Raw genomic sequence first — 25821 nt, 5'->3', positions numbered from 1 at the left:
CGGAGCAAGGCAAGGGATGCCAGATTCTGGAGCGATTGGGCCGCTGTGAACAGGGCCAGGTGCTGCACTTCAGCTTTGAGGCCGCCCAGCCCTACCGTCCGATTTACCTCAAATACTCCGGCGCCAGGCGCGGGGCCGGAAGGGAATCCGGCACACTGGGGCCATCCATAGAGCGCATTGCGCGCACTGAACTCCGGAGGAGATGCATCCATGCCCCCAAGCGTCGCCGTCTTCGGCATTCTCAGATTTCCGCCCGAACGCATGTCCGAGGTCCGCCCTCACCTGAAGGCCTTGGTCGAGGCGACCTACCGGCATGACGGTTGCCTGACCTATGACGTTGCCGAAGACCTGTTGGACCCCGGGCTGGTCCGCTTCTCCGAACTGTGGCCCGACCATGCCAGCCTGGAGCGGCACCTGCAGGCACCGCACATCGAACCCTGGCGCACGGCGGCCCGGGATTGCGGGTTGTCCGAGCGCAAGTTCACTGCGTACGACATTGCGGGCTCCCGCAGCGTCTGACGCTTGCGCCGGCCACCCCAGCCCCGCGCTGCAGCTGCGGGGAGTCCCGCCGCGCTGGCGGGTGCGCTTCGCCGCTGATGGCGAAGCGGCGGTCCGCCGCTCCCGTCACACGGCCAAGGCCGGCTCGGGCGTTGCCGCAGGCGGCTGCGACTCGATCACGCGCGCCAGCAGCGCACCGCTGTAGCGCGCAGGCAGCGGGATCCATACGCGCACGGGGCTGCCCTGGGCGACCTGCACCGGCTGGCCTTCCACGTTGCGCATGTGCTCCAGGCGCACGGTGGTGTTGCCGCTGGGGTGCACGACCTCAATCAAGTCGCCCACGGCAAAGTGGTTCTTGGTTTCAACCAGCACCCATTCCTGGTTCGATCCGCTCAGGCCCGCTTCGGCCAGGCCCTCGGTGCCCAGCACCTCGCCCACGTACTGGCTGCGCTGCGTGACGGAGTGGCCGCTGAGGTAGTTCTGGTAGTCGTTGCTGGGGCGGCGCTCCAGCAGGCCGCCGGTGTAGCCGCGGTTGGACAGGCCTTCCAGCTCGATCAGCAGCTCGGGGTTGAAGGGACGGCCCGCCACGGCGTCGTCAATCGCGCGGCGGTACACCTGGGCGGTGCGGGCCACGTAGTACAGGCTCTTGGTGCGGCCTTCGATCTTGAGCGAGTCCACGCCGATCTGCGCCAGGCGGGCCACGTGCTCCACCGCGCGCAGGTCCTTGCTGTTCATGATGTAGGTCCCGTGCTCGTCTTCCATGATGGGCATGAGCTGGCCCGGGCGGCCGGCTTCTTCGATCAGGTAGACCTTGTCGGCCTTGGGGTGGCGCTGGCCGCTGCCGGTGGTGGAGGCAAAGGCCTGCTCGGCCTTTTGCTGCGCGGCCTCTAAGTTGAAGTCGCCTTCCATCTTCTGCGCGATGGCTTCGCCCGTGGTGGGGTCGATGTCGGCGTCGTGCGTGGCGTAGTTCCACCGGCAGGCGTTGGTGCAGGTGCCCTGGTTGGGGTCGCGGTGGTTGAAGTAGCCGCTGAGCAGGCAGCGGCCCGAGTACGCAATGCACAGCGCGCCGTGCACGAAGACTTCCAGCTCCATGTCGGGGCATTCCTGGCGGATCTTTTCGATCTCGTCCAAGCTGAGTTCGCGCGACAGGATGATGCGCTCCACACCCATCTTCTGCCAGAACTTCACCGCCGCCCAGTTGGTGGTGTTGGCCTGCACCGAAAGGTGCACCACCTGCTCGGGCCACTTTTCCTTGACCATCATGATCAGGCCCGCGTCGGCCATGATCAATGCGTCGGGTTGGCAGTCGATGACGGGTTCGATGTCGCGCAGGTAGGTGCGGATCTTGTCGTTGTGCGCAATCAGGTTGCTGGTCACAAAGAACTTCTTGCCGCGCGCGTGGGCCTCGTCAATGCCTTGCTTGATCTGCTCCAGGCGGAACTCGTTGTTGCGCGCGCGCAGCGAGTAGCGCGGCTGGCCGGCGTACACCGCGTCGGCGCCAAAGTCGTAGGCGGCGCGCATCTTGTCGAGCGAGCCAGCGGGCAGGAGGAGTTCGGGGGCTTTGAGCGTGGTCATGGGGTATCTCTGGATCGGGATGCGGGCGACATCAATCCGCTGATGCCCGTTCGGCCTGAGCCTGTCGAAGGCTGGCACTCGGCTTCGACAGGCTCAGCCCGAACGGTTGGGGGAAAGATACGGCCTGCGGAAACTCTTCGTCATCAAACGCCTTGTCGCCATCGGCATCCTGCACGCCATTGGGCACCAGCCCCTTGAAGTCAAACTGGCGCGGGTCCATGAAGTGCGACGGCACCAGGTTGCGCAGCGCCACGGCCATGTTCTCGATGCGGCCGGGGTAGCGCTGCTGCCAGTCGCGCAGCATCTGGCCGATCTGCTTGCGCTGCAGGTTCTCCTGGCTGCCGCACAGGGTGCAGGGGATGATGGGGAAGTTGCGGATCTCAGCCCAGCGGGTGAGGTCGCTTTCGGCCACATAGGCCAGGGGGCGGATGATGAGGTGGTCGCCCCGGTCGCTTTGCACCTTGGGCGGCATGCCCTTGAGCTTGCCGCCAAAGAACATGTTCAGAAAGAAGGTCTGCAGCATGTCGTCGCGGTGGTGGCCGAGGGCGATCTTGGTGGCACCCAGCTCGTCGGCCACGCGGTAGAGGATGCCCCGGCGCAGGCGGCTGCAGAGGCTGCACATGGTCTTGCCCTCGGGGATGTGCTCTTTGACGACGCTGTAGGTGTCCTGCGTCTCGATGTGGAAGGGCACGCCCACTTTCACCAAATATTCGGGCAGCACATGGGCCGGAAAGCCGGGCTGCTTCTGGTCCAGGTTGACGGCCACCAGCTCGAAGCGGTTGCCATTGCGCTGCTGCAGCATGCGCAGCACGTCGAGCAGACCGTAGCTGTCTTTGCCGCCCGACACGCACACCATGACCTTGTCGCCGTCTTCGATGAGGCCGAAGTCGGTGATGGCCTGGGCCACCTGGCGCACGAGGCGCTTTTCGAGCTTGGTGGCCTGGTGCGTTGTTTTGCTATCTTTTAAATAGCTTTCAGCGCTTGCTGCATCAGCGCTGGAGGCCGTTTTCATTCAAACCTCTGCCGGGTAGAACATCTGGCGCCTGGGCACGCCCTCCACCGCCTTGGCAATGGCGCCAATGTGGTCGGGCGTGGTCCCGCAGCAGCCGCCCACGATGTTGACCAGCCCCTCGGCCGCAAACTCGTGCACCAGGCGGCTGGTGACCTCGGGCGTTTCGTCGAAGCCAGTGTCGCTCATGGGGTTGGGCAGACCAGCGTTGGGGTAGCAGCTGATGAAGGTGTCCTCGGCCACGCGGTTCAGCTCCTGGATGTAGGGGCGCATCAGCGTGGCGCCCAGGGCGCAGTTCAGGCCGATGGCCAGCGGGCGCGCATGGCGCACGCTGTGCCAGAAGGCGGTCACCGTCTGGCCGCTCAGGATGCGGCCGGAGGCATCCGTGACGGTGCCGCTGATGATGATGGGCAGGCGCTCGCCGCTCTTTTCAAAAAACTCGTCGATGGCGAACAGCGCGGCCTTGGCGTTCAGGGTGTCGAAGATGGTCTCGACCAGCAGCACGTCGGCGCCGCCTTCGACCAGCGCCTCGGTCTGCTCGTAGTAGGCGGCGCGCAGGGTTTCAAAGTCGATGTTGCGCGCGCCGGGGTCGTTCACGTCTGGGCTAATGCTGGCCGTCTTGGGCGTGGGGCCCAGGGCGCCTGCCACGAAGCGGGGGTGGTCGGGCGTGCTGAACTTGTCGCAGGCGGCGCGGGCCAGCTGGGCGGATTTGAGATTCATCTCGCGCGCCAGCTCGGCCATGCCGTAGTCCTCCTGCGCCACGGTGGTGGCGCCGAAGGTGTTGGTCTCGATCAGATCGGCGCCGGCGGCGAGGTAGCGCTCGTGGATGTCGCGGATCACGTCGGGCCGGGTGATGGACAGCAGCTCGTTGTTGCCCTTCACGTCGCGCGGAAAGTCCTTGAAGCGGTCGCCCGCGCCATCCGGCCCGGTGTAGCCCTCGCCCCGGTACTGCGCCTCGCCCAGCTTGAAGCGCTGGATCATGGTGCCCATGGCGCCGTCGAGGATGACAATGCGGCGGGCGAGGATGTCCGGGAGCTGCGCGGCGCGCGTGTAGTGGAGGGGTTGCATAGCCCGCTATTGTAGAAAGTTGGCCCCGCCCGAGGCGCCAGAGGGGCTGCTGAACGGGCGGGGGGGTTCCTGCGCGCAGGCCGGGGCTGCACGATCTTTTAAAACCAAAGAGAATATTAACTTGAAATTAAATAGATATTTACGTATACTAAACGGCGTTGCCGTCGCGCTCTTCTGATCCGAGCCATCACCGCAACGCCTGCGCAAGGTGGCACGCCACCTCCCCGCGGCAGGCTGTCTTTTGCGACCTTTGTCGCCCAGCGGGACTGTCGAGCTGCAGCCCGCCGCGTCTTTTTCGAGGCTCACGCAGGTCGGGTTCGAACCTGCGTCCAGACTGAATGCACCCCATTTCCGAAACCGCCATCTCCATGGGCCTCTTCGTCGTTTCGCCCGCGACACACCCGACCGACTGCGGCCGCTTTTTCCGCGCTTCTTTCTCGGTCCGCCGTGCCCAGGGCAACGGTAGCTACTGCCGCGTGTTCCGTTTTGACAAAACCTTTGCTTTGCGCGAAGCAGCCCGGATTTTTGCCGTCACCCAGGGCTGGCTGCAAACCTGGATGCGGCACCCTCCGGTGTGCTGAAGACGACGATGCCGGTGGCCTGACCTGCGCACCGCAGGCCCCATCCACCACCATCCCTCACCCTTCCCAGCTGCGGCGGGCTCTTGGCCCAGCGGCTGCATCCCAACGGTACGCCCTTCGTTGCGCGCCATCTTTCAGAAAGGCTCCTCCCATGAGCACCAAAATTTACGTGGGCAACCTGCCCTACTCTGTGGACGACTCCGCCCTGCATAGCAACTTTTCCGAGTTCGGCGCCGTCTCGTCCGCCCGGGTCATGATGGACCGCGAAACCGGCCGCTCCAAGGGCTTCGGCTTTGTGGAAATGGCCAACGCCGAGGTCGCCCAGGCGGCCATCAGCGCACTGCACGGCATGTCGGTGGAGGGCCGCTCCATCGTGGTGAACCTGGCCCGCCCGCGGGAAGACAGCCGGGGCGCGGCCGGCCACGGCGCACAGGGCTTCCGCGCCAGCACGCGCTCAGACGTGGGCTATGGCAATGGTGGCTTCGGCGGCGGCCGGTACTGAGCCGGTACCGAACCCCTGTGCAGCCGGTAGTGCGGCCCACAAAAAAGCCGGCCCTGCGGGGCCGGCTTTTTTTCGGCTGCGCTCAGCGCAGCTGCCGCAGGTAGTTCCACTCGAACGCGCGCTTGGCCCAGTGCAGCGCCTTCATCGGCGGCAGCATGAAATGCCGGCTGGGCGTGCGGTACACCAGCGTGCCGCTGTCCAGCGCGTCCACGATGCAGACCAGCTCGGCGCCGAAGCTGGCCTGGGCGGGTTCACCGCGCAGGTCGGCCAGCAGGTTGGGCACGGCGGCGCGGGCCTGCAGGTCGGCCATGTGGGCCTGCTTGGGCATCCAGTCGGGGCCAGGAAAGCTGCCGGCGTCGCCCACCACGTACACGCGTTCGAGCCCCGGCACGCGGCAGTGCGCGTCGGCCTGCACCAGCCCGCCGGGCGAGCGCGGCAGAGGCGCGTTGTCGAACCACAGGTTGCCGGTGAGGCCGGGCATGAACAGCGTGAGGTCGCTGGCGATCTCGCCGCCCTGGGTGACGACCTTGTCGGGCTCAAAGCGCACCAGCGGGTGCCCCAGGTGGGTGTGGATGCCGCGCCGGCCCATCTCGGCCAGCAGGTGCTGCACCACGCCTGGCCCCAGGCGCGCACCGGGCTCGGCCGCGGGGCTGAAGAAGGTGATGGTGAACCGCTCGCGCCGGCCCTCGCGCCGCAGCAGGGTGTCGATGCCGAACAGGAACTCGAAGATGGGCCCGCCGCGCATGGACTGCGGCTCCTGCGGGTTGCCCGCAAAGCCCAGCGCCAGGGCGCCGCCGTCCAGGGCACGCAGCCGGTCGCGGATCTGCTCGGCCGCGGCGATGCCTTCGCAGGGCGTGATCGCATGCTCGATGCCGGGCAGCTTGCGCAAAAAGCGCCCGCCCGTGGCGATGACGAGGGCGCTGTTGGGCACCGGGCCCGCGCTGGTCAGCACGGTGCGGCCGCCGTCGGCCAGGCCGGTGACCTCGGCCTGGACGTACTGCACGCCCATGCGCTCAAAGAACGGTGCGAGCGGCACCACCAGATCCGACCCGCGCCGCAGGCCGGCAGGAATCCAGATGATGCTGGGCAGGTAGTGGAACTCCGGCCGCGCGGCGATGACGGTGATCGGCACACGGCGGTCGCGCTGGCGCAGCGCGCGCACGGTGGCCAGGGCGCCGAAGCCGGTGCCGAGTACGCAGATGGGGTGGGATGGGGTCATGGCCGGCAACTCCAGGGGTCAATCCATCCGTCCAGCGTGCGCCGGCCGAGACGCCATGGCGTGCAAGGCTTCGTCGCGGCTGGCGGTGCCCAGCCACGGGTGGTGCATGCGCTGGGTGAAAAGGTTGCTCACCGTCCACCCGCCGCAGGAGTGGCCGGGGAACAGCAGTGTTTCGGGCGGATGGCGCAGCACACGGGCCGTGAGGCTTTCCCACAGCTGCGCGGGCGCTTCCACGCCGGGGGCTTCGGGGCATTGCAGCGGGCTGAGCACGCCGCCGCAGAACAGGCGGTCGCGCCACAGGTAGCTGCGCCCCTGGGGCGTGTGGCCGGGGGTGGCCAGGCAGCGCAGGTGCTGCGCGCCAAACGCCAGGACGTCGCCGTCGCGCAGCTGCACGGGCGCGGGCCACGGGGGGATGGCCGGGGCGCTGGCGGGGGCGGTGTGGGCATCGGTCTCGACAGTGGCCACGGCCCGCAGCCCGTGCTCGGCCAGCATGGCGTGGACCACGCTGGCATCCGCAGGCCGGGGGTCGATCAGCACCGCCTCGCGGGCCTCCAGGTCGGCCAGCAGGTAGGTGAGCAGCCCGGTGGCGTCGTCGTGGAGCATGCGGAAGTACATGGCGCGGCCTCAGAGCCCCCACCGGACGACGGCGGCCAGCGCCAGCGCGAGCACGCAGGTCCAGCCGGAGAACAGCGCGCGCCACAGCCGGGCGCGCGGCACAAAGCCCACCCCGCGCACAAAGGCGGCCGACATGGCCAGGAACACGAGGCTTGCCAGCCGGTGGTCCGCGCCGCCGTTGGCATGGGCCAGCAGGCGTGGGTCCACCGTGGCCAGCACCATGAGGGCCACGGCCGCCAGCAGGCAGGGCCAGTGGGTGGAGGCGGCGGGCGCCGCCGCAGCGCCGGCAGCGGCGGCGGGCGAATCGTGGGGTGGCCGCATGGCTTCAGCCCCCCTCGCGCTGCGCCAGCGACTGCTGGCGCGCGGCCTCGGTCTCGCCCCACATCGCGTTGAGGATGGCCAGCAGCACGGCAAACCCCACGCCCAGAACCCATGCGAAATACCACATGTCGCTTTCTCCTTGGAACCCCATCAATACGCCGCGTGATCGTTCTCGCGGATGTACGCCTCGGTGACCTTGCCGCGCATCACGCGGTAGGCCCAGCCGGTGTAGGTGACGATCAGCGGCATGAACAGCAGCGTGGCCCAGAACATGATGCCCAGCGTCAGGTGGCTGGAGACGCTGTCCCACACCGTGAGGCTGGAGGCCAGGTGCGTGCTGGAGGGCATGACGAACGGGAACATGCTGGCGCCGGCCGTGCCGATGACACCCACCACCGCCAGCGACGACGCCACAAAGGCGCACAGCGTGCGGCGCGCAGCCAGCAGGGCCGCTGCGGCCAGCGCACCGGCCACACCCAGGGCCGGCAGCAGCCACAGGGCGGGCGCGGCGGCGTAGTTGGCCATCCACGCGCCGGCCTCGCGCACCACGGTCTTGGCCAGCGGGTCGGGCAGCGCCGCCGCTTGCACGGCTGACGTGATGCGGTAGCCGTCGATGCCCTGCAGCCACACGCCCGCGCCGACAAACCCCAGCACCAGCACCAGGGCGGCGCCAATGCCGGCGGCCACCGTGCGGCGCTGGATAGTGCCTTCGGTGCGGTGGGCCAGGTAGGTGGCGCCCTGCAGGGTGATCATGGCGCTGCTCACCACGCCGGCCAGCAGCGCAAACGGGTTGAGCAGGGCCCAGAACGAACCGCTGTAGGTGGGCATGAGGTAGTCGTCGAACCGGAAAGGCACGCCCTGCAGCAGGTTGCCAAAAGCCACGCCGAAGATCAGCGGGGGCACGGCGCCGCCGACGAACAGGCCCCAGTCCCACGTGGTGCGCCACAGCGGGTGGTGGATCTTGCTGCGGTAGTCAAAGCCCACCGGCCGGAAGAACAGCGCCCACAGCACCGCCAGCATGGCCCAGTAGAAGCCGCTGAACGCGGTGGCATACACCAGCGGCCAGGCGGCAAAGATGGCGCCGCCGCCGGTGATGAACCAGACCTGGTTGCCGTCCCAGTGCGGGCCCACGGTGTTGATGACCACGCGGCGCTCCACGTCGCTTTTGGCCACGAAGGGCAGCAAGGTGCCCACGCCCATGTCATGCCCGTCCATGATGGCGAAGCCGACGAGCAGCACGCCCACCAGCAGCCACCAGATCACCTTGAGGGTGGGGTAGTCCAGCATTCTCTTTTCCTCCTCGGCAGGTTTCAGTGGGCGATGGCGTGGGCGGGCTCGTTGGCGTAGCGCCCGGTGCCCAGGCTGCCCGGGCCCATGCGCGCAAACTTCACCATCAGGAACATCTCCACCACCAGCAGCAGGGTGTAGAAGCCCACAAAGCCGGCCAGCGAGCCGTACAGGCTTTGCACGCTCAGGCTCGACACGCTCAGGTGCGTGGGCAGCACGCCGTAGATCGTCCAGGGCTGGCGGCCGTACTCGGCCACGAACCAGCCCAGCTCGCACGCAAGCCACGGCGCGGGCAGCATGACGAGCGCCCAGCGCAGCAGCCAGCGCTTTTGCATGCACGCGCCGCGCAGCGTGGACCAGAAGCTCAGCGCAAACAGCGCCAGCATCAGAAAGCCCAGCCCCACCATCACGCGGAACGACCAGAACATAGGTGCCACGCGCGGCACGGTGCTGTCCACGGCCTGCTGGATCATTGCGGGCGTGGCCTGGCTCACGTCGGCGGTGTACTTGCGCAGCAGCAGGCCAAAGCCCAGGTCGGCCTTGAGCGCTTCAAAGCGCTCGCGGGCGGCGATGTCATCGCGGTGGGCGCGCACGGCTTCCAGCGCCTTTACGGCCTCAATGCCGCGCACGATGCGCTCGCGGTTCTTGGCCTTGATGTCGTGGATGCCGGGGATTTGCTTGTCCACCGAGCGTGTGCCGATCAAGCCCATCACGTAGGGGATCTCGATCTCCCAGTCGTTCTTCTGCGCGGCCTCGTTGATGCCGGCGACGAGCTTGAGGCCGGCGGGCGCGGGCTCGGTCTCCCACATGGCCTCCAGCGCGGCCATCTTGGTCTGCTGCGCCTCGCCCACGGTGTAGCCGGATTCGTCGCCCAGCACGATCACGCTCAGCACCGAGGCCAGGCCAAAGGCCGAGGCCACGCGAAAGCTGCGCTTGGCGAATTCGATGTCGCGGCCCTTGAGCAGGTACCAGGCCGACACGCTGAGCACGAACATCGCACCCGTCACGTACCCGGCCGACACGGTGTGCACGAACTTGGCCTGCGCGTCCGGGTTGAACACCACGGCCCAGAAATCCACCATCTCCATGCGCATGGTCTGGTAGCTGAACTCCGCGCCCACGGGGTTCTGCATCCAGCCGTTGGCCACCAGAATCCACAGCGCCGACAGGTTGGTGCCGATGGCCATGAGCACGGTCACCATCAGGTGCTGTGTGCGGCTCAGGCGGTCCCAGCCAAAGAAGAACAGGCCGATGAAGGTGGATTCGAGAAAGAAGGCCATCAGCCCTTCGATGGCCAGCGGGGCGCCGAAGATGTCGCCCACGTAGTGCGAGTAATAGGCCCAGTTGGTGCCGAACTGGAACTCCAGCGTGATGCCGGTGGTGACGCCCAGCGCGAAGTTGATGCCGAAGAGCTTGCCCCAGAAGCGGGTCATGTCCTTCCACACGGCCTGGCCCGTCATCACATACACGCTCTCCATGATGACCAGCAGCCAGACCATGCCCAGCGTGAGCGGCACGAACAGGAAGTGGTACAGGGCCGTGGCCGCGAACTGCAGGCGCGACAGGTCCACCAGAGTGTCGGAAATCACTGGGAAGCTCCTTGGGTCAATCCTTGGGTTGAAACCACCGCCGCCGCGCCCACCTGGCGCGCGGTGGCGTCGGCGTCCACGGGCACGCGGGCATCGCGGACGAAGACCCACCACAGCAGCGCCAGCACCGCCAGCTTGATCAGCACGGCATGGATGAGGTAGCGCAGCAGGCGGCGGTCGGTCAGGTTCACGCCCCGTTCTTTCCAAGTTCCGTGCCAGCGCGCTGCCTGAGGCAAATCAAGGACTTAGCCGCTGCCACCGGGGCAAAACTGCCACAATGGCAGTCATCTGCCGCCAGATTGGCAGCTTCTTCTGCCACGGAGCCCTCCATGTCCGCCCCACCGCCCGAGCTGGTTTCCTACCTGGAGAGCCTGCCTGTACCGCACATCCTCATCGACCCGCGCTACCGCATCCTGGCCGCCAACGCGGCCTACCGGCGCCAGTTCGGCACGGGCAGCTCCGTCATCGGGCGCACCTGCCACGAGGTGTCGCACCACTTCCAGCGGCCCTGCGACCAGTCGGGCGAAAGCTGCCCCATGGCGCTGGCCCGGCAGTCCGGCCAGCGCGAACGGGTGCTGCACCTGCACCACACGCCCGGCGGCGAGGCCTACGTGAACATCGAACTCGTGCCCCTGGCCAATGCGCAGGGCGAGCAGGCGTTCTTCGTCGAGAAAATGGAGGAGCTGCCCGGTGCCGAGGGCACCCACAGCCGCCCGGGCCTGGTGGGCCGCGCGCCGCCGTTTCGCAAGATGCTGGAGCTGATCAGCCGCGTGGGGCCGTCCCGCGCTGCGGTGCTGCTGGTGGGCGAGTCGGGTACGGGCAAGGAACTGGTGGCGCGCGCGATTCACGAGGCCAGCCCGCGCGCACGGGGCCCGCTGGTGGTGGTGGAGTGCTCGTCCCTCACCGAGACGCTGTTCGAGAGCGAGCTGTTCGGCCACGAGAGGGGCGCCTTCACCGGCGCCACCAGCAGCAAGCCGGGGCTGGTGGAATCGGCCAGCGGCGGCACGCTGTTCCTGGACGAGGTGGGCGACATCCCCCTGCCCATGCAGGTCAAGCTGCTGCGCCTGCTGGAGACCGGCACCTACCGCCGGGTAGGCAGCACCGCGCTGCGGCAGGCGGACATCCGCGTCGTCTCGGCCACCCACCGCGACCTCGCCGCGCTGGTGGCCGCGGGCCTGTTCCGCGAAGACCTGCTGCACCGGCTGGGCGTGTTTCCGCTGCGCCTGCCCCCGCTGCGCGAGCGGCTGGAGGATCTGCCCCTGCTGGTGCAGGCGCTGCTCAGCCGGGTGGCGCCCGACCGCGCGCTGGCCCTCAGCGACGAGGGCATGGCCCTGCTGGCGCGCCACCCCTTCACGGGCAACATCCGCGAGTTGCGCAACGTGCTGGAGCGGCTGACCCTGCTGTGCGAAGGCGACATGGCCACGGCCGCGCAGGTGGAGACGGCGCTGGCCGCCTCGCTGGTGCTGCGCGCCGGCCCTGGGGCGCAGCCCGCGCTGCCGGCCCCGCCCTCGCCCGCTGGCGCCCGCACCCTGCGGGACTCGGAGCACGAAGCCTTTCTGGCCGCCGTGGCCCGCCACCAGGGCAGCAAGGCGGCGCTGGCCGCGCAGCTGGGCATCAGCGAACGGTCGCTGTACCGGCGGCTGAAGGCGCTGCGGCTGGGCGGCAGCTCCGGCGCACAATAGCGGGTTCCATTGCCGCTTTGCCATCCCGCGCGCCGCGCTCCGCAGTTTCTAACAAAAACGGCCTCCAGCGCGCTTCCATCAAGCGCAAACAGCTATCAATTTCAGAGCATTCGTTTGTCCGCCCGTTTGTCCCCTTCCCCTTCGCCCGCCCACACCGTTCTGCACGACGTCTTCGGCTACGAGCAGTTCCGTGGCCCGCAGCAGGCCATCGTCGAGCATGTGATCGCGGGCGGCGATGCGCTGGTGCTCATGCCCACGGGGGGCGGCAAGTCGCTGTGCTACCAGGTGCCGGCCATCGTGCGCCAGCAGCAGGGGCGGGGCGTGGCGATCGTGGTGTCGCCGCTGATCGCGCTGATGCACGACCAGGTGGGCGCGCTGCACGAGGCGGGGGTGGAGGCGGCGTTCCTCAACTCCACGCTGAGCTACGACGAGGCGCGCGACGTGGAGCTGCGCCTGCAGACGGGCGGCATCACGCTGCTGTACGCGGCCCCCGAGCGGCTGAACACCCCGCGCTTCCTGGGCCTGCTGGACGACCTGTACCAGCAGGGCGTGCTCAGCCTCTTTGCCATCGACGAGGCGCATTGCGTAAGCCAGTGGGGCCACGACTTCCGGCCCGAGTACCGCGCGCTCACCGTGCTGCACGAGCGCTACCCCGGCGTGCCGCGCATCGCGCTCACGGCCACGGCCGATGCGCTCACGCGCGCCGACATCGTGGAGCGGCTGCAGCTGGAGGGCGCGCAGCACTTCGTGAGCAGCTTCGACCGGCCCAACATCCGCTACCGCATCGAAGAAAAAAAGGAGCCGCTGGCGCAGCTGCTGCGCTTCATCGAGCACGAGCACCCGGACGACGCGGGCGTGGTGTACTGCCAGTCGCGCAAGCGCGTGGAGGAGATGTCAGCAGCGCTGGTGGACGCGGGCCTCAAGTCCCTGCCCTACCACGCGGGCCTGCCTGCCGAGGTGCGCCAGCAGAACCAGGACCGCTTCCTGCGCGAGGAAGGCATCGTGATGGTGGCGACCATCGCGTTCGGCATGGGCATCGACAAGCCCGACGTGCGCTTTGTGGCGCACGTGGACATGCCCAAGAACATCGAGGGCTACTACCAGGAGACGGGCCGCGCGGGCCGCGACGGGCTGAACGCCGACGCCTGGATGGCCTACGGCCTGCAGGACGTGGTGAACCAGCGCCGCATGATCGACGAGAGCCCCGCCAGCGAAGAGTTCAAGCAGGTGATGCGCGGCAAGCTAGATGCGCTGCTGGCCCTGGCCGAGGCCACGGACTGCCGGCGCGTGCGGCTGCTGGGCTACTTTGGCGAGCACTCCACGCCCTGCGGCAACTGCGACAACTGCCTGAATCCACCCGCCGTGTGGGACGGCACGGATGCTGCGCGCAAGCTGCTGTCCACCATCTACCGCGTGCAGCAGGCCAGCGGCCTGACCTTCGGCACCGGCCACATCATGGACATCGTGCGCGGCAAGGACACCGAGAAGGTCAAGCAGTTCGGGCACGACAAGCTGTCCACCTTCGGTGTGGGCAAGGACTATTCCGAACCCCAGCTGCGCGGCGTGCTGCGCCAGCTGCTGGCCACCGGGGCCGTGGGCTTGCAGAAGGTCATGCTGGAGAGCGGGCACAGCTTTGACACGCTGAGCCTGACCGAAGGCTCGCGCCCCGTGCTGCGCGGCGAGGTGCCGGTGCTGCTGCGCGAATCGACCGCTGCCGCCCCCGCCAAGCGCAGCAGCACGCGCACCCGCAAGGGCAGCGCACCGCCCGCCGCCGCCAACCTGGGCCCGGACGCGCAGGTGCGCTTCATCAACCTCAAGGCCTGGCGCGCCGAGGTGGCACGCGAGCACAACCTGCCGGCCTACGTGATCTTCCACGACGCCACGCTGGCCGCCATTGCGGAGCGCGCGCCCACCACGCTGGACGACCTGCAGGGCATCAGCGGCATGGGGGCGAAGAAGCTGGAGGCCTACGGCGCCGACGTGCTGCGGGTGGTGCAGGGGTAACCGCCGGGGCAGCCGGCGGCGAAGGGGCCCGGCGCCGTGCCGGGCCGGGGTGCGGTCAGCACGGTCAACTCGGTCGCAAGGTCAGGGGGCCGTGCCCATCACCGCCAGCGCATAGCCGAAGTACTCGGGCACGCAGGCGGTGTGGCCGCTGGGCACCACGCTATTGCATTCGCGCAGGCTGACCGGCGCGCCGCCGCTGGCGCGCAGGGTGTCGTAGGCCGACACGGAGGCGGCAAACGGCACGGTGGCGTCGTCGCGGCCGTGGAACAGGTACACCGGCACGCTCGGCGTCCAGCCCCAGTGCACGCTGTTCTGCTCGCGCAGCGTCTCCTTGTCGTCGGCCAGGTAGGTGTCCAGGAAGCGCGCGTCGTAGCGCACGTCGGCATCGGCCGGCACCAGGGCGCGCAGCAGCAGGCGGCGCACTTCGTCACGCACGGTGGAGCCCAGGTGGCTCAGCGCGCCGGGGCTGAGCATCCAGCCCACGGCGGGGTACTCGTCGCGCACGCGCTCCAGCTGGGTGTCCAGGGTCACCTGCATGTCGAACGGGCCGGCCGCGGGCAGCGTGGCACGCAGCTGCGGCAGCAGCGGGCTGTGGGAGCGCTCCATCTCGCGGTGCGCGGCCATGGTGGCATAGCCGCCTTCGGAGTAGCCCAGCAGGTACAGCTGGCCGTTGTCGGCCACCTGCGCGGCGCGGCGCCACTGCTGGGCGGCATCCAGCATGTCGAGCACGGCACGGGCCGTGGCCTGCGACTGCAGGTAGGGGTGGGCCGAGGCGTTGCTGTGCGCAAAGCCCACATAGTCCGCCGCGACGACGATGTAGCCCAGCGAGGCCAGCACCAGCGGCGGCTCGCTGGGCGCCAGGTTGAGCGAGGGCGCTTCCGCATTGGTGAACGTGGTGGCGTGCTGGTAGCCCAGCACCGGGCTGCCGGCCGCGCCCGCAGCCTTCTTGGGCACGGCCACGAGGCCGGAGGCTTCCACCAGGGCGCCGTCGGCGTCGCGCGTGAGGTAGGTCAGGCGGTAGGTGGCAACGCTGTAGCGCGGCTGCAGGGGCGGAATGCGGCCCGTGCCCGCGGCCACCGCGGCGGTGAAGGATTCGACACCGATCTCGGACAGGCTCTGGGCCGACAGCAGCTGCCCCTGCTGGCGGGGCGGCGTGGATGGCACGGACGGCCCGGATGGCGTGGAGGGTGTGGACGGCTCTGAAGGCACGGGCGTGGTCCCGCCACCCCCGTCGCTGCTGCTATCGCTGTCTCCGCCACCCCCGCCGCAGCCGGTCAGGGCCAACGCCAGCATCCCCAGGGCCAGGGGCATCGCGCGCCATTGCATGTGTTTTCTCCTTCACTCGACAGTGCGATGAGGATAAGGGCGCGCCCGCGCCGCGCAGGGCCTGGAAAAGATCGTTGACAGACAGCGGCTCACACCGCCGGTCCGCCGCGCACCACGGCCCCTGCCAGCCCGGGCAGGGCCTGGGCCACGCCCTGCTGCAGCGCCTGCCGGGCGGCGGGGGCGCTGCCGGGCAGGCGCGGGTCGGCACAGGGCTGCAGCACCCAGTCGCGCAGGCCCAGGTGGCGCAGCTCCGTGCCCAGGGCCTGCAGTTCCTCTTGCGGGAACAGGCCCGGGTGCCAGGTGGTGCGGCACTCGTGCGCCACGCCGCTGGCCAGCAGCAGCGCCAGCGACGCGCGCACCCGCTCACCGCTGCCGGGCGCGCCGGTGACGGCGGCCATGCGCGCCCAGGGCGCCTTCACGTCCAGCCCGACCCAGTCCAGCAGCGGCAGCGCCGCAGCCAGGCGCTCGGGGTACATGCCGCCGGTGTGCAGCGCGGTGGCAAAGCCCAGGGCGCGCACCTGCGCCAGCGCATCGGGCAGGCCGGCCTGGGCCAGCGGCTCGCCGCCCGAGAAGACCACGCCGTCCAGCAGGCCGCGCCGCTGGCGCAGCAAGGCCAGCACGTCGCCCCAGCCCAGCGCGCCGGGCTGCGCGGCGTCCAGCAGGCCGGGGTTGTGGCAGTAGCCGCAGCGCCAGGGGCAGCCCTGGCAGAACACCACGGCCGCCAGCTTGCCGGGAAAGTCGATGGTGGTGAGCGGCGTCAGCCCGCCGATGCGCAAGGCCTCGGCCGGGGCGGAGCGTGCCATGCCCTAGCAGCCGCGCGCGGGCTCGGTGAAGAACTGGCGTTCGTGGTGCTCGCCCTGCTTGCCGGTGTTGAAGCTGGCCACGGGGCGGTGGTAGCCCATCACGCGGGTCCAGACTTCGCAGGGCTGGCGCTCGGCGTCGGTGAGCTGCACGGCGGCCAGGTCCGCGGATTCGGGGGTGGAAAGAGAGCGCATGGAAAAAACTCCTTGGGGTTGAAAATGCTTCTGTTTTGATAGCTGCCTGCGCTTGTCACGCAAGCGCCAGAGGCCTTTTTGGCCTAAATCCTTGCGTCAGGCCGCCAGGCGCCGCCGCTTGGCCTCCAGCCGCTCTTCGTCGCAGCGCGGGCAGAACTTGTGCTCGCCCGCCAGGTAGCCGTGCGTGGGGCAGATGGAGAACGTGGGCGTGACGGTGATGTAGGGCAGGCGGAAGTTCGTCAGCGCCCGTTTCACCAGCTCGCGGCACGCCGCGCCGCTGGAGATGCGCTCGCCCATGTACAGGTGCAGCACCGTGCCGCCGGTGTACTTGCCCTGCAGGGCCTCCTGCCGTTGCAGCGCCTCGAACGGGTCGTCGGTGAAGCCCACGGGCAGCTGCGACGAATTGGTGTAGTACGGCTGCTCGGCCGTGCCCGCCTGCAGGATGGCGGGCCAGCGCTTCTTGTCTTCCTTGGCGAAGCGGTAGGTGGTGCCTTCGGCGGGCGTGGCCTCCAGGTTGTAGAGGTGGCCGGTTTCTTCCTGGAACTGCGCCATGCGCTCGCGCACATGGTCCAGCAGCCGCAGCGCGAAGGCATGGCCCCAGTCGCTGGTGATGTCCTGCGCGCCGCCCGTGAAGTTGCGCACCATTTCATTGATGCCGTTCACGCCCAGCGTGCTGAAGTGGTTGCGCAAGGTGCCCAGGTAGCGCTTGGTGTAGGGGAAGAGGCCGTCATCCATCAGGCGCTGGATGAGCTTGCGCTTGGTCTCCAGGCTTTGCTTGCCCAGCTCCAGCAGCCGGTCGAGCGCGGCGAACAGGCCGGCCTCATCGCCCGCATGCAGGTAGCCCAGCCGCGCGCAGTTGAGCGTGACCACGCCCAGGCTGCCCGTCTGCTCGGCGCTGCCGAACAGGCCGTTGCCGCGCTTCAAAAGCTCGCGCAGGTCCAGCTGCAATCGGCAGCACATGGAGCGCACCATGTTCGGCTCCAGCTCGGAATTGATGAAGTTCTGGAAGTACGGCAGCCCGTACTTGGCCGTCATGTCGAAGAGCCGCTCTGCGTTCTCGCTCTCCCACGGAAAGTCCTGGGTGATGTTGTACGTGGGGATGGGAAAGGTGAACACGCGCCCCTTGGCGTCGCCGGTGGTCATCACGTCGATGTAGGCGCGGTTGATGAGGTCCATCTCGGCCTGCAGCTCGCCATAGCTAAACGGCATTTCCACGCCGCCGATCACGGGCACCTGCTCGCGCAGATCCTCGGGGCAGGTCCAGTCAAACGTGAGGTTGGTGAACGGCGTCTGCGTGCCCCAGCGCGAGGGCACGTTGAGGTTGTAGACCAGTTCCTGGATGCACTGGCGCACGGCGGCATAGTCCATGCCGTCCTTGCGCACGAAGGGCGCCATGTAGGTGTCGAACGACGAGAACGCCTGCGCGCCCGCCCACTCGTTCTGCAGCGTGCCCAGGAAGTTCACGATCTGCCCCACGGCCGAACTCATGTGCCGGGCCGGCCCGGCCTCCACCTTGCCCGGCACGCCGTTGAGCCCCTCGTGCAGCAGCGTGCGCAGCGACCAGCCAGCGCAGTAGCCGCTGAGCATGTCGAGGTCGTGGATGTGAATGTCGCCGCTGCGGTGCGCCTCGCCGATCTCGGGCGTGTACACGTGCGAGAGCCAGTAGTTGGCCGTGACCTTGCCCGCCACGTTCAGGATCAGCCCGCCCAGGGAGTAGCCCTGGTTGGCGTTGGCGTTCACGCGCCAGTCGGCGCGGGTGAGGTATTCGTTGATGGAGCTTTCCACGTGCACCAGCGCCTGGCGGTCGGCGCGCAGGGTGGCGTGCTGCTCGCGGTAGACGATATAGGCGCGCGCCGTGGCCAGGTGGTTGGCGGCGATCAGCGTCTGCTCGGCCACGTCCTGGATCTGCTCGATGGTGGGCGCCTCGCCATGGAAGCGGTGGATCAGCACCTTGGTCACCTGCGCGGCCAGCAGCTGCGCCTCGTCCTCGCCGTACTCGCCCGTGGCGGCACCGGCCCGCCGCAGCGCCGCGCGGATGCGGTCGGCATCAAAGGGAGCCCGTTGGCCGTTGCGGTCGATGACCTCGCGCGGCAGGCAGACAAGGGTGGACGCCATGGAAAAGCCCGATCTTCGTAAAACGGTTGAAAACACTACCTATGGTGTTCACGATACCCATCAAACACTATAGGTAGTTTGATCCCGCACAAACGCGCACCCCACGCGGGCAAAAAAAAAACCGGCCCAGAAGGCCGGCAGAAGGAAGGTGCCGTCAGGCCCTACCGATGGATTCAGGCGAGCGTGCGCAAGGTGCTCAGGGGATGCGCGGGCCGCGGCCGCAGGGACCGGGGCGAAGGCGCGAAGGCGCAGGGACCGAAGAGGCGCTTCAGGCGCAGTGGGCCGTCTCCTCCTCCTCGATGCGGGGATAGAAGTCGCGGTCCTCGCGCTGCATGCGTTCAAAGACGCGGCGCAGCACCGCATTGGCTTCTTCGCGGAAGCCCTGCGGATCGCGGCGCACGTTCTCGGCGGTGTTCCAGCGCCGCGCAAAGGCGTCGTAGGCGCTGGCGATGGACGCCATCTCGCTCTGGTACTGGCGGCCCATGCGCGCCAGGTCGGGATTGCCGCCCCGCTGCAGCGCGGGGTACAGCACCTGGTCTTCCACGGCCAGGTGCAGCTTGATGGTGCCGCTCATGGCCACGATGCCCTGGGCGATGGAGCCGGCATGGATTTCCACGCCCGCGTGGGCCAGCGCCCGCAGCGTGGCGATGCTGCGCAGGATGTCCGTGTGCTGGTGCTTGAATTTGTCGAGGTTCATAAGGAAAAGCGCGGTGCGGCGGTGAAGGGCTTTCGGGTATCGCAAGCCGCGGGCCAGCCGGCGTGCCCTTGCGAATCAAGGACTTGGCGCAGGGCAGGTGTTTTTCACCCCGCCAATCAAGGTGTTTTTCACCACACCAGGGTAATATGCACCATGCTTGAAAACCCCGTGCTCGCAGACCTGGCCACCGACCTGCCGCAGGCCGTGCGCCTGCAGCGGCTGGCGGCCCACCTGCGGGCGCGCTTTCGCTGCGGGGCCGTGGCGCTGCTGCAGCTGGAGGCTGACCACCTGCGCCCCGTGGCGGTGGACGGGCTGGTGCCCGAGGCCCTGGGGCGGCGCTTTGCCGTCAGCCAGCACCCCCGGCTGGCGGCCATCCTGGCGCGCGGCGAGGTGACCTGCTTTCACCACGACAGCCAGCTGCCCGACCCGTACGACGGCCTGCTGGACACGCTGGTGGGCGAGCCCCTGCCCGTGCACGACTGCATGGGCACGCGCCTGGAGGTGGACGGCAAGCCCTGGGGCGTGCTCACCCTGGACGCCTTGCAGACCGGCACCTTCGGCGAAGACGCACGCGCCGCGCTGGCCGGCTACCGCGTGCTGGCCGAGGCCGCGGTGCGCATCTCCCGGCTGGAACGCGAGGTGCAGGCCCTGCGCACCACCCCGCCCCTGCGCGCTGGCGACGACGAGCGCGGCGCAGTCGGCGGCGACGCCGACCAGGAGATCGTGGGCCAGAGCGCCCCGCTGCTGCGCCTGCTGCACGAGCTGGATGTGGTGGCCGCCTCCGACCTGCCCGTGCTGCTGCTGGGCGAGACCGGGGTGGGCAAGGAACTGTTTGCGCGCCGGCTGCACCGCCAGTCGCCCCGCCGCAGCAAGCCGCTGGTGCATGTGAACTGCGCGGCCCTGCCCGAGTCGCTGGCGGAGAGCGAGCTGTTCGGCCATGTGCGCGGCGCGTTCTCCGGCGCCGTGACCGACCGCCCCGGCCGCTTCGAGGCCGCCGATGGCGGCACGCTGTTTCTGGACGAGGTGGGTGAGCTGCCCCTGCCCGTCCAGGCCAAGCTGCTGCGCACGCTGCAGAACGGCGAAATCCAGCGCCTGGGCGCCGACCGCCCCCGCCGCGTCCATGTCCGCGTGATCGCGGCCACCAACCGCAACCTGCGCGAGCAGGTGACGGCCGGGGCCTTCCGTGCCGACCTGTACCACCGCCTGTCGGTGTACCCCGTGCCCATCCCGCCGCTGCGCGAGCGGGGCAACGACGTGCTGCTGATCGCCGGCCGGTTCCTGGAGCTCAACCGCGCCCGGCTGGGCCTGCGCAGCCTGCGCCTGTCCAGCGCCGCCCAGGAGGCGCTGCGCCGCTATGCCTGGCCCGGCAACATCCGCGAGCTGGAACACGTGATCAGCCGCGCCGCCCTCAAGGCGCTGAGCCGCAGCGGGGTGAACCGGGCGGACATCGTGACGCTGGAGCCGGCGCTGCTCGACCTGGAGTCCAACACGGCCGTGCCCCCCGCGGCGGCTGGCGCCACCCCCGCGCGCCCGCCCGCGCCGCCCCCGCCGGCGGGCGAAACCGGCCCCGCCCCCGGCCCCCTGCGGGACGTGGTGGACGCCTGCCAGCGCGCGCACATCAGCGCCGCGCTGGGCCGCTGCCAGGGCAACTGGGCCCAGGCCGCGCGGATGCTGGAGGTGGACGCCAGCAACCTGCACAAGCTGGCACGGCGGCTCGGGCTCAAGTAGTTTGCTACTATTTTTATAGCTTTTTGCGCTTGACTGGCGGGCGCCAGGGGCCATTTTTCTTCACAGACCTTCGCGGCGGCGGCGCGCTCCCGGGACTGGGCCACAATGGCGCCATGCTCACCCTCCAAGACATCCGCGACGCCGCCGCCCGCCTACAAGGCCAGGTGCCGGACACGCCCTGTGTGGAATCCAAGACGCTCTCGCAGATCGTGGGCGCGCAGGTGTTCCTGAAGTTTGAAAACCTGCAGTTCACCGCGTCGTTCAAGGAGCGCGGCGCCTACAACCGCCTCACGCAGCTGTCGGCCGACGAGCGGGCGCGGGGCGTGGTCGCCATGAGCGCGGGCAACCACGCGCAGGGCGTGGCCTACCACGCGCAGCGCCTGGGCCTGCGCGCGGTGATCGTGATGCCGCGCTTCACCCCGGGCGTGAAGGTGGAGCGCACGCGCGGCTTTGGCGCCGAGGTGGTTCTGCACGGCGACACGCTGGAGGAAGCGCGGCAGCACGCCTATGCGCTGGCCGAGCGCCAGGGCCTCACGTTCGTGCACCCCTACGACGATGAGGCCATCGCCGCCGGCCAGGGCACGGTGGCGCTGGAGATGCTGGCCGCGCAGCCGGATCTGGACACCCTGGTCATCGCCATCGGCGGCGGCGGCCTCATCGCCGGCATGGCCACGGCGGCCAAGGCCGTCAAGCCCGGCATCGAAGTGGTGGGCGTGCAGGCGTCGCGCTTCCCCTCCATGGTCAACGCCGTGCGCCACACGCAGCACCCGCAGGGCACCTCCACCATTGCCGAAGGCATTGCCGTGGGCACGCCCGGCAAGATCACCCAGGAAGTGGTTGAGCGCCTGGTGGACGACCTGCTGCTGGTGGACGAAGGCGACATCGAGCAAGCCGTGCTGATGCTGCTGGAGATCGAGAAGACCCTGGTGGAAGGCGCGGGCGCCGCCGCGCTGGCGGCCCTGGTGCGGCACCCCGAGCGCTTTCGGGGCAAACGGGTGGGGCTGGTGCTGTCGGGCGGCAACATCGACCCGCTGCTGCTGGCCGCCATCATCGAGCGCGGCATGGTGCGCTCCGGCCGCCTCGCGCGCATCAAGGTCAGCGCGCGCGACGTGCCCGGCGTGCTGGCCCGCATCACCGCCACCGTGGCCGACGCAGGCGCCAACATCGGGGAAGTGCACCACCAGCGCGCCTTCACGCTGCTGGCCGCGCAAAACGTGGAGATCGAACTGGTGCTGCAGACCCGCAGCAAGGCCCACGTGCAAGAGGTGCTGGCCCAGCTGCGCGGCGCGGGCATGGAAGCCGTGCTGCTCTGATCGCCGATCCAAAGATTTGTGGGAATGCCTTGGGGCACAAGCGCCCCATCCCCCACCCGCCCGAAGGGCCGGCGCCCAGCCAGGTTGGCCGCCGGGCCCCGCACGGCTAGAATGCGCAAGTTTTGTTTCAAGCAAGCACCTGGAGACTGCCGATGTCCGACCACACCACTGCCCATGCTTCCCCCGCGCCTTCGAACGACCCCGTGGAAAACGTGGTGCACGTCGTGCCCCTGGTGCTGCCCGTGGTCGGCGGCATCATGATGCTGCTGCTGGCCTTCATCGCCGTGTACATGGCCTGAGCGTCCGCGCACCGCGCCCGCCAGCAAAGCCCCGCGCCGCGGGGTTTTTTTTCGCCCGCCGGCCCGGCACCGCCATCTTTCCTCCCGCCCCACGACCTTTCAAGGAGCTTCCCATGAGACCCGGCCACGCCCTCGTTCTTTTTTCCGGCGGACAGGATTCCACCACCTGCCTGGCCTGGGCGCTTTCGCAGTTCGCCCGCGTGGAGACCATCGGTTTTGACTACGGCCAGCGCCACCATGTGGAACTGGAAGCCCGCCAGTCCGTGCTGGCGGGCCTGCGCGAGCAGTTCCCGCAATGGCACGAGCGCCTGGGTGAAGACCACCTGCTGGACCTGTCCGTGCTGGGCCGCATCAGCGACACCGCGCTGACCCGCGAAACCGAGATCCAGATGACCACCGCCGGGCTGCCCAACACCTTCGTGCCCGGGCGCAACCTGCTGTTCTTCAACCTGGCCGCCGCCGTGGGCTACCGGCGCGGGCTGCACACGCTGGTGGGCGGCATGTGCGAAACCGATTTCTCCGGCTACCCCGACTGCCGCGACGACACCCTCAAGGCCCTGCAGGTCGCCGTGTCCCTGGGCATGGGCCAGCGCTTCACGTTCGAAACCCCGCTGATGTGGCTGGACAAGGCCGCCACCTGGGAACTGGCCCGCACCCTGGGCGGCGACGCGCTGGTGGAGCTGATCGTCACCGCATCGCACACCTGCTACCACGGCGTGCGCGACACCCTGCACGCCTGGGGCTACGGCTGCGGCGAGTGCCCCGCCTGCGCGCTGCGGCGCGCGGGGTTCGAGCGGTGGCGTGCCGACGATGCGCAGTGAATCGCCGCGCTGCCCATCCACAGAAGGGCTGGCGGCGCGGCGCCGGATAGCATAACCCTATGCTTTTTTTGCATTGTTTTCGGCTCTGTCTGACAGACACGGCCGGGCTGGCTTCATAAAATTGCCATCCCAGCCGACCCGCGGAATCCGTGGAACTAGCCCCTCCACCCGCGGGGCACCACCACGGCAGCCGCCCGCCGACTGAGCCACGAAGCCGTTTTCTCAAAGGCAGCGCTCAGCATCTGCACCCTGCGCCAGGCCTCAGCCGCCCCCGGGCGCTTCCTTTGAAAAGACCGTTTTCAACTTAGGAAGCTCCCGATGAACGCACCCACCATGCAGGGCCTGAAGCTCAACGCCCCCGCCTACGTCAAAAACGCCCGCCTGCTCGCCTGGGTGGCCGACATGGCCGCCCTGTGCAAACCCGACACCATCTACTGGTGCGATGGCTCCAAGGAAGAGTACGACCGCCTGTGCCAGCAACTGGTCGATGCCGGCACCTTCAAGACGCTCAACCCCGCCAAGCGCCCCGGCAGCTACCTGGCTTGTTCCGACCCGTCCGACGTGGCCCGCGTGGAAGATCGCACCTACATCTGCTCGGCGAAGAAGGAAGACGCCGGCCCGACGAACAACTGGATGGCCCCCGCCGAGATGCGCGCCACGCTGCAGCCCCTGTTTGACGGCTGCATGAAGGGCCGCACGATGTACGTGGTGCCCTTCAGCATGGGCCCCCTGGGCAGCCACATTGCCCACATTGGCGTGGAACTGACCGACAGCGCCTACGTGGCCGTGAACCAGAAGCTCATGACGCGCATGGGCAAGGCCGTGTACGACGTGCTGGGCGTGGAAGGCGAGTTCGTGCCCTGCATGCACACCGTGGGCGCCCCGCTGGCCGAAGGCCAGAAGGACACGACCGCATGGCCCTGCAACCCCAAGGTCAAGTACATCGTGCACTACCCCGAAACGCGCGAGATCTGGTCCTACGGCTCGGGCTACGGCGGCAACGCGCTGCTGGGCAAGAAGTGCCTGGCGCTGCGCATCGCCTCCACCATGGGCCGCGATCAGGGCTGGCTGGCCGAGCACATGCTCATCCTGGGCGTGACCAACCCCCAGGGCAAGAAGTACCACGTGGCGGCGGCCTTCCCGAGCGCCTGCGGCAAGACCAACTTCTCGATGCTGGTGCCTCCCCAAGCCGGCTTTGCGGGCTGGAAGGTCACCACCATCGGTGACGACATCGCCTGGATCAAGCCCCATGCCGACGGCAAGCTGTACGCCATCAACCCCGAAGCCGGCTACTTTGGCGTAGCCCCCGGCACCAACATGCACACCAACCCCAACTGCATGCGCAGCCTGGACAAGGACGTGATCTTCACCAACGTGGCGCTGACCGACGACGGCGACGTGTGGTGGGAAGGCATGGAAAAGGACACCGGCAAGGTGCCGGACCACCTGATCGACTGGCAAGGCAAGGACTGGACGCCCCAGATCGCCAAGGAAACCGGCGCCAAGGCCGCCCACCCCAACTCGCGCTTCACCGTGGCTGCCACCAACAACCCCGCGCTGGACGCGCAGTGGGATGACGCCAACGGCGTGGCCATCGACGCCTTCATCTTCGGCGGCCGCCGCTCCACCACCGTGCCGCTGGTGACCGAAGCCCGCACCTGGACGGAAGGCGTGTACATGGCCGCCACCATGGGCAGCGAAACCACCGCCGCCGCCTTCGGCGCCCAGGGCGTGGTGCGCCGCGACCCGTTCGCCATGCTGCCCTTCTGCGGCTACAACATGAGCGACTACTTCCAGCATTGGCTGAACATGGAAGGCAAGCTTGCGGCGACCGGCGCCACGCTGCCCAAGATCTTCTGCGTGAACTGGTTCCGCAAGGACGAGGCCGGCAAGTTCGTCTGGCCCGGCTACGGTGACAACATGCGCGTGCTGAAGTGGATGATCGACCGCATCGAAGGCCAGGCCACCGGCCAGGAAACAATGTTCGGCGTGGCCCCGCAGTACGCCGAGATCAACTGGACGGGCCTGGACTTCAATGCCCAGCAGTTTGCCGCTGTCACCAGCATCGACAAGGCCGCCTGGGCCGACGAGTTCAAGCTGCACGATGCGCACTTTGCGCAGCTGGCCTACCACCTGCCCCAGGCCCTGCTGGACACCAAGGCCGCGCTGGAAAAGCGCCTGGCCGCCTGACCTGTTAGGGATCCTCTTCACGAATCATCGCGCCGCGTGCATCTGCGGCCTCGGGCAGTCTGCTGCGTTGCAAATCCTCGCAATAGCTGCGGCTATTGCTGCGTTTTGCGCCTAGCAGCCCCTCCCGATCCGCAGCGCCCACTTACCGCTCAATTCGTGCAGAGCATCCTTAGCGGCCCGGGCACCTGCGCCCTGGGCCGCTCGCTACCTCCCAGTCCTTTTGTTCGCCCCTTCCCCGAAGGGGCGTTTTTTTGGTTCTTCACGCATTCCCGGGGAACGCGGCCTTGATCTTGAGGAAGAAGTACTCGCAGTCACGGTAGCCATAAGCCATGCGCTTGATGACCTTGATGCGGTTGTTGATCCCCTCGAGCTGTCCGGTGTGCATGG

General features: G+C 68.6%; 26 protein-coding genes. 10 read left to right on the top strand and 16 right to left on the bottom strand.

The genetic code is table 11. The annotated features are described in order from the left end of the window. The first annotated feature begins 210 nt into the window (after nucleotides 1–210). Nucleotides 211–519 carry a putative quinol monooxygenase gene (locus LWW96_RS13635; protein ID WP_291487857.1) on the top strand — a complete coding sequence of 103 codons (309 nt, stop codon included), beginning with the start codon at nucleotides 211–213 and terminating at the stop codon, nucleotides 517–519. 105 nt (nucleotides 520–624) lie between these two features. Here the strand turns inward: LWW96_RS13635 and yegQ are convergent, their stop codons facing one another. From yegQ to LWW96_RS13620, 3 genes are read right to left on the bottom strand one after another with little or no spacing between them, the layout of a single operon-like run. Next, nucleotides 625–2073, bottom strand: coding sequence for a tRNA 5-hydroxyuridine modification protein YegQ (yegQ, locus tag LWW96_RS13630; protein WP_291487855.1), 1449 nt, complete (start codon nucleotides 2071–2073; stop codon nucleotides 625–627). 31 nt (nucleotides 2074–2104) lie between these two features. Beyond that, nucleotides 2105–3085 (bottom strand): tRNA 2-thiocytidine(32) synthetase TtcA, encoded by a 981-nt coding sequence (gene ttcA / locus LWW96_RS13625; RefSeq protein ID WP_291487853.1) that lies wholly within the window; start codon nucleotides 3083–3085, stop codon nucleotides 2105–2107. Continuing rightward, nucleotides 3086–4150, bottom strand: coding sequence for a homocysteine S-methyltransferase family protein (locus LWW96_RS13620; RefSeq protein WP_291487851.1), 1065 nt, complete (start codon nucleotides 4148–4150; stop codon nucleotides 3086–3088). It abuts the gene before it with no gap. Between the two features lie 368 nt (nucleotides 4151–4518). On the opposite strand from LWW96_RS13620, the gene LWW96_RS13615 reads away from it, so the two are divergent. Continuing rightward, entirely contained in the window at nucleotides 4519–4731 is a 213-nt protein-coding gene (locus tag LWW96_RS13615; RefSeq protein WP_291487849.1) for a hypothetical protein, read from the top strand. A 151-nt stretch (nucleotides 4732–4882) separates the two neighbouring features. After that, entirely contained in the window at nucleotides 4883–5233 is a 351-nt protein-coding gene (locus LWW96_RS13610; RefSeq protein ID WP_291487847.1) for an RNA-binding protein, read from the top strand. 82 nt (nucleotides 5234–5315) lie between these two features. Here the strand turns inward: LWW96_RS13610 and LWW96_RS13605 are convergent, their stop codons facing one another. The 7 genes from LWW96_RS13605 to cydP are packed head-to-tail and all read right to left on the bottom strand — an operon-like array spanning nucleotide 5316 to nucleotide 10455. Beyond that, nucleotides 5316–6452, bottom strand: a complete 1137-nt coding sequence (locus tag LWW96_RS13605; RefSeq protein WP_291487846.1) for an FAD-dependent oxidoreductase — start codon at nucleotides 6450–6452, stop codon at nucleotides 5316–5318. A gap of 18 nt (nucleotides 6453–6470) precedes the next feature. Beyond that, nucleotides 6471–7067 (bottom strand): hypothetical protein, encoded by a 597-nt coding sequence (locus LWW96_RS13600; protein WP_291487844.1) that lies wholly within the window; start codon nucleotides 7065–7067, stop codon nucleotides 6471–6473. 9 nt (nucleotides 7068–7076) lie between these two features. Continuing rightward, nucleotides 7077–7388 carry a cyd operon YbgE family protein gene (locus LWW96_RS13595; RefSeq protein WP_291487842.1) on the bottom strand — a complete coding sequence of 104 codons (312 nt, stop codon included), beginning with the start codon at nucleotides 7386–7388 and terminating at the stop codon, nucleotides 7077–7079. A 4-nt stretch (nucleotides 7389–7392) separates the two neighbouring features. Next, nucleotides 7393–7515: a cytochrome bd-I oxidase subunit CydX gene (gene cydX, locus LWW96_RS13590; RefSeq protein ID WP_291487840.1), complete on the bottom strand. Its 123-nt coding sequence runs from the start codon at nucleotides 7513–7515 to the stop codon at nucleotides 7393–7395. A gap of 23 nt (nucleotides 7516–7538) precedes the next feature. Continuing rightward, nucleotides 7539–8675, bottom strand: a complete 1137-nt coding sequence (gene cydB / locus LWW96_RS13585; RefSeq protein ID WP_291487839.1) for a cytochrome d ubiquinol oxidase subunit II — start codon at nucleotides 8673–8675, stop codon at nucleotides 7539–7541. A gap of 23 nt (nucleotides 8676–8698) precedes the next feature. Beyond that, entirely contained in the window at nucleotides 8699–10264 is a 1566-nt protein-coding gene (locus LWW96_RS13580; RefSeq protein ID WP_291487837.1) for a cytochrome ubiquinol oxidase subunit I, read from the bottom strand. Next, nucleotides 10261–10455 carry a cytochrome oxidase putative small subunit CydP gene (cydP, locus tag LWW96_RS13575; RefSeq protein WP_291487836.1) on the bottom strand — a complete coding sequence of 65 codons (195 nt, stop codon included), beginning with the start codon at nucleotides 10453–10455 and terminating at the stop codon, nucleotides 10261–10263. The genes LWW96_RS13580 and cydP overlap by 4 nt, the downstream gene beginning before the upstream one ends. A 138-nt stretch (nucleotides 10456–10593) precedes the next feature. Here cydP and LWW96_RS13570 point away from each other — a divergent pair, with 138 nt between their 5' ends. After that, the gene (locus LWW96_RS13570) at nucleotides 10594–11946 is read left to right on the top strand and encodes a sigma-54-dependent Fis family transcriptional regulator (RefSeq protein ID WP_291487835.1); all 1353 of its coding nucleotides are present in this window, start codon (nucleotides 10594–10596) and stop codon (nucleotides 11944–11946) included. 114 nt (nucleotides 11947–12060) lie between these two features. Next, nucleotides 12061–13950, top strand: coding sequence for a DNA helicase RecQ (gene recQ, locus LWW96_RS13565; RefSeq protein WP_291487834.1), 1890 nt, complete (start codon nucleotides 12061–12063; stop codon nucleotides 13948–13950). Between the two features lie 81 nt (nucleotides 13951–14031). On the opposite strand, the gene LWW96_RS13560 is transcribed toward recQ, so the two are convergent. The 5 genes from LWW96_RS13560 to LWW96_RS13540 form a co-directional block, all read right to left on the bottom strand. Then, complete coding sequence (locus tag LWW96_RS13560) at nucleotides 14032–15276, bottom strand: lipase family protein (RefSeq protein ID WP_291487832.1); 1245 nt, start codon at nucleotides 15274–15276, stop codon at nucleotides 14032–14034. 89 nt (nucleotides 15277–15365) lie between these two features. Beyond that, complete coding sequence (locus LWW96_RS13555) at nucleotides 15366–16079, bottom strand: anaerobic ribonucleoside-triphosphate reductase activating protein (RefSeq protein WP_291487830.1); 714 nt, start codon at nucleotides 16077–16079, stop codon at nucleotides 15366–15368. 3 nt (nucleotides 16080–16082) lie between these two features. Further along, a complete protein-coding gene (gene nrdD / locus LWW96_RS13550) occupies nucleotides 16083–16271 on the bottom strand; it encodes an anaerobic ribonucleoside-triphosphate reductase (RefSeq protein ID WP_291487828.1) in 189 nt (62 codons plus the stop codon). A 96-nt stretch (nucleotides 16272–16367) separates the two neighbouring features. Then, nucleotides 16368–18386, bottom strand: coding sequence for a ribonucleoside triphosphate reductase (locus tag LWW96_RS13545; protein ID WP_291487826.1), 2019 nt, complete (start codon nucleotides 18384–18386; stop codon nucleotides 16368–16370). A gap of 268 nt (nucleotides 18387–18654) precedes the next feature. Further along, a complete protein-coding gene (locus LWW96_RS13540; protein WP_291487825.1) occupies nucleotides 18655–19083 on the bottom strand; it encodes a hemerythrin domain-containing protein in 429 nt (142 codons plus the stop codon). A 153-nt stretch (nucleotides 19084–19236) separates the two neighbouring features. On the opposite strand from LWW96_RS13540, the gene norR reads away from it, so the two are divergent. The 5 genes from norR to LWW96_RS13515 all read left to right on the top strand — a co-directional run bounded on the left by norR (nucleotide 19237) and on the right by LWW96_RS13515 (nucleotide 25434). After that, entirely contained in the window at nucleotides 19237–20811 is a 1575-nt protein-coding gene (gene norR, locus LWW96_RS13535) for a nitric oxide reductase transcriptional regulator NorR (RefSeq protein WP_291487823.1), read from the top strand. A gap of 113 nt (nucleotides 20812–20924) precedes the next feature. Continuing rightward, nucleotides 20925–22124: a threonine ammonia-lyase gene (locus LWW96_RS13530; protein ID WP_291487821.1), complete on the top strand. Its 1200-nt coding sequence runs from the start codon at nucleotides 20925–20927 to the stop codon at nucleotides 22122–22124. Nucleotides 22125–22276: 152 nt separating this feature from the next. After that, nucleotides 22277–22423, top strand: coding sequence for a hypothetical protein (locus LWW96_RS13525; RefSeq protein WP_291487818.1), 147 nt, complete (start codon nucleotides 22277–22279; stop codon nucleotides 22421–22423). Between the two features lie 113 nt (nucleotides 22424–22536). After that, the gene (gene queC, locus LWW96_RS13520; protein ID WP_291487816.1) at nucleotides 22537–23244 is read left to right on the top strand and encodes a 7-cyano-7-deazaguanine synthase QueC; all 708 of its coding nucleotides are present in this window, start codon (nucleotides 22537–22539) and stop codon (nucleotides 23242–23244) included. A gap of 318 nt (nucleotides 23245–23562) precedes the next feature. Beyond that, nucleotides 23563–25434, top strand: a complete 1872-nt coding sequence (locus LWW96_RS13515) for a phosphoenolpyruvate carboxykinase (GTP) (RefSeq protein ID WP_291487814.1) — start codon at nucleotides 23563–23565, stop codon at nucleotides 25432–25434. A 259-nt stretch (nucleotides 25435–25693) separates the two neighbouring features. Here the strand turns inward: LWW96_RS13515 and LWW96_RS13510 are convergent. After that, on the bottom strand, nucleotides 25694–25821 hold a 128-nt coding region (locus LWW96_RS13510; RefSeq protein WP_291487896.1), incomplete at its 5' end, for a transposase.

Source organism: Acidovorax sp., from assembly GCF_021287135.1.
Taxonomy (GTDB): Bacteria; Pseudomonadota; Gammaproteobacteria; order Burkholderiales; family Burkholderiaceae_C; genus Acidovorax.
Note: the sequence above shows the minus strand (reverse complement) of the source record. Positions and strands in the feature narration are given on the sequence as shown.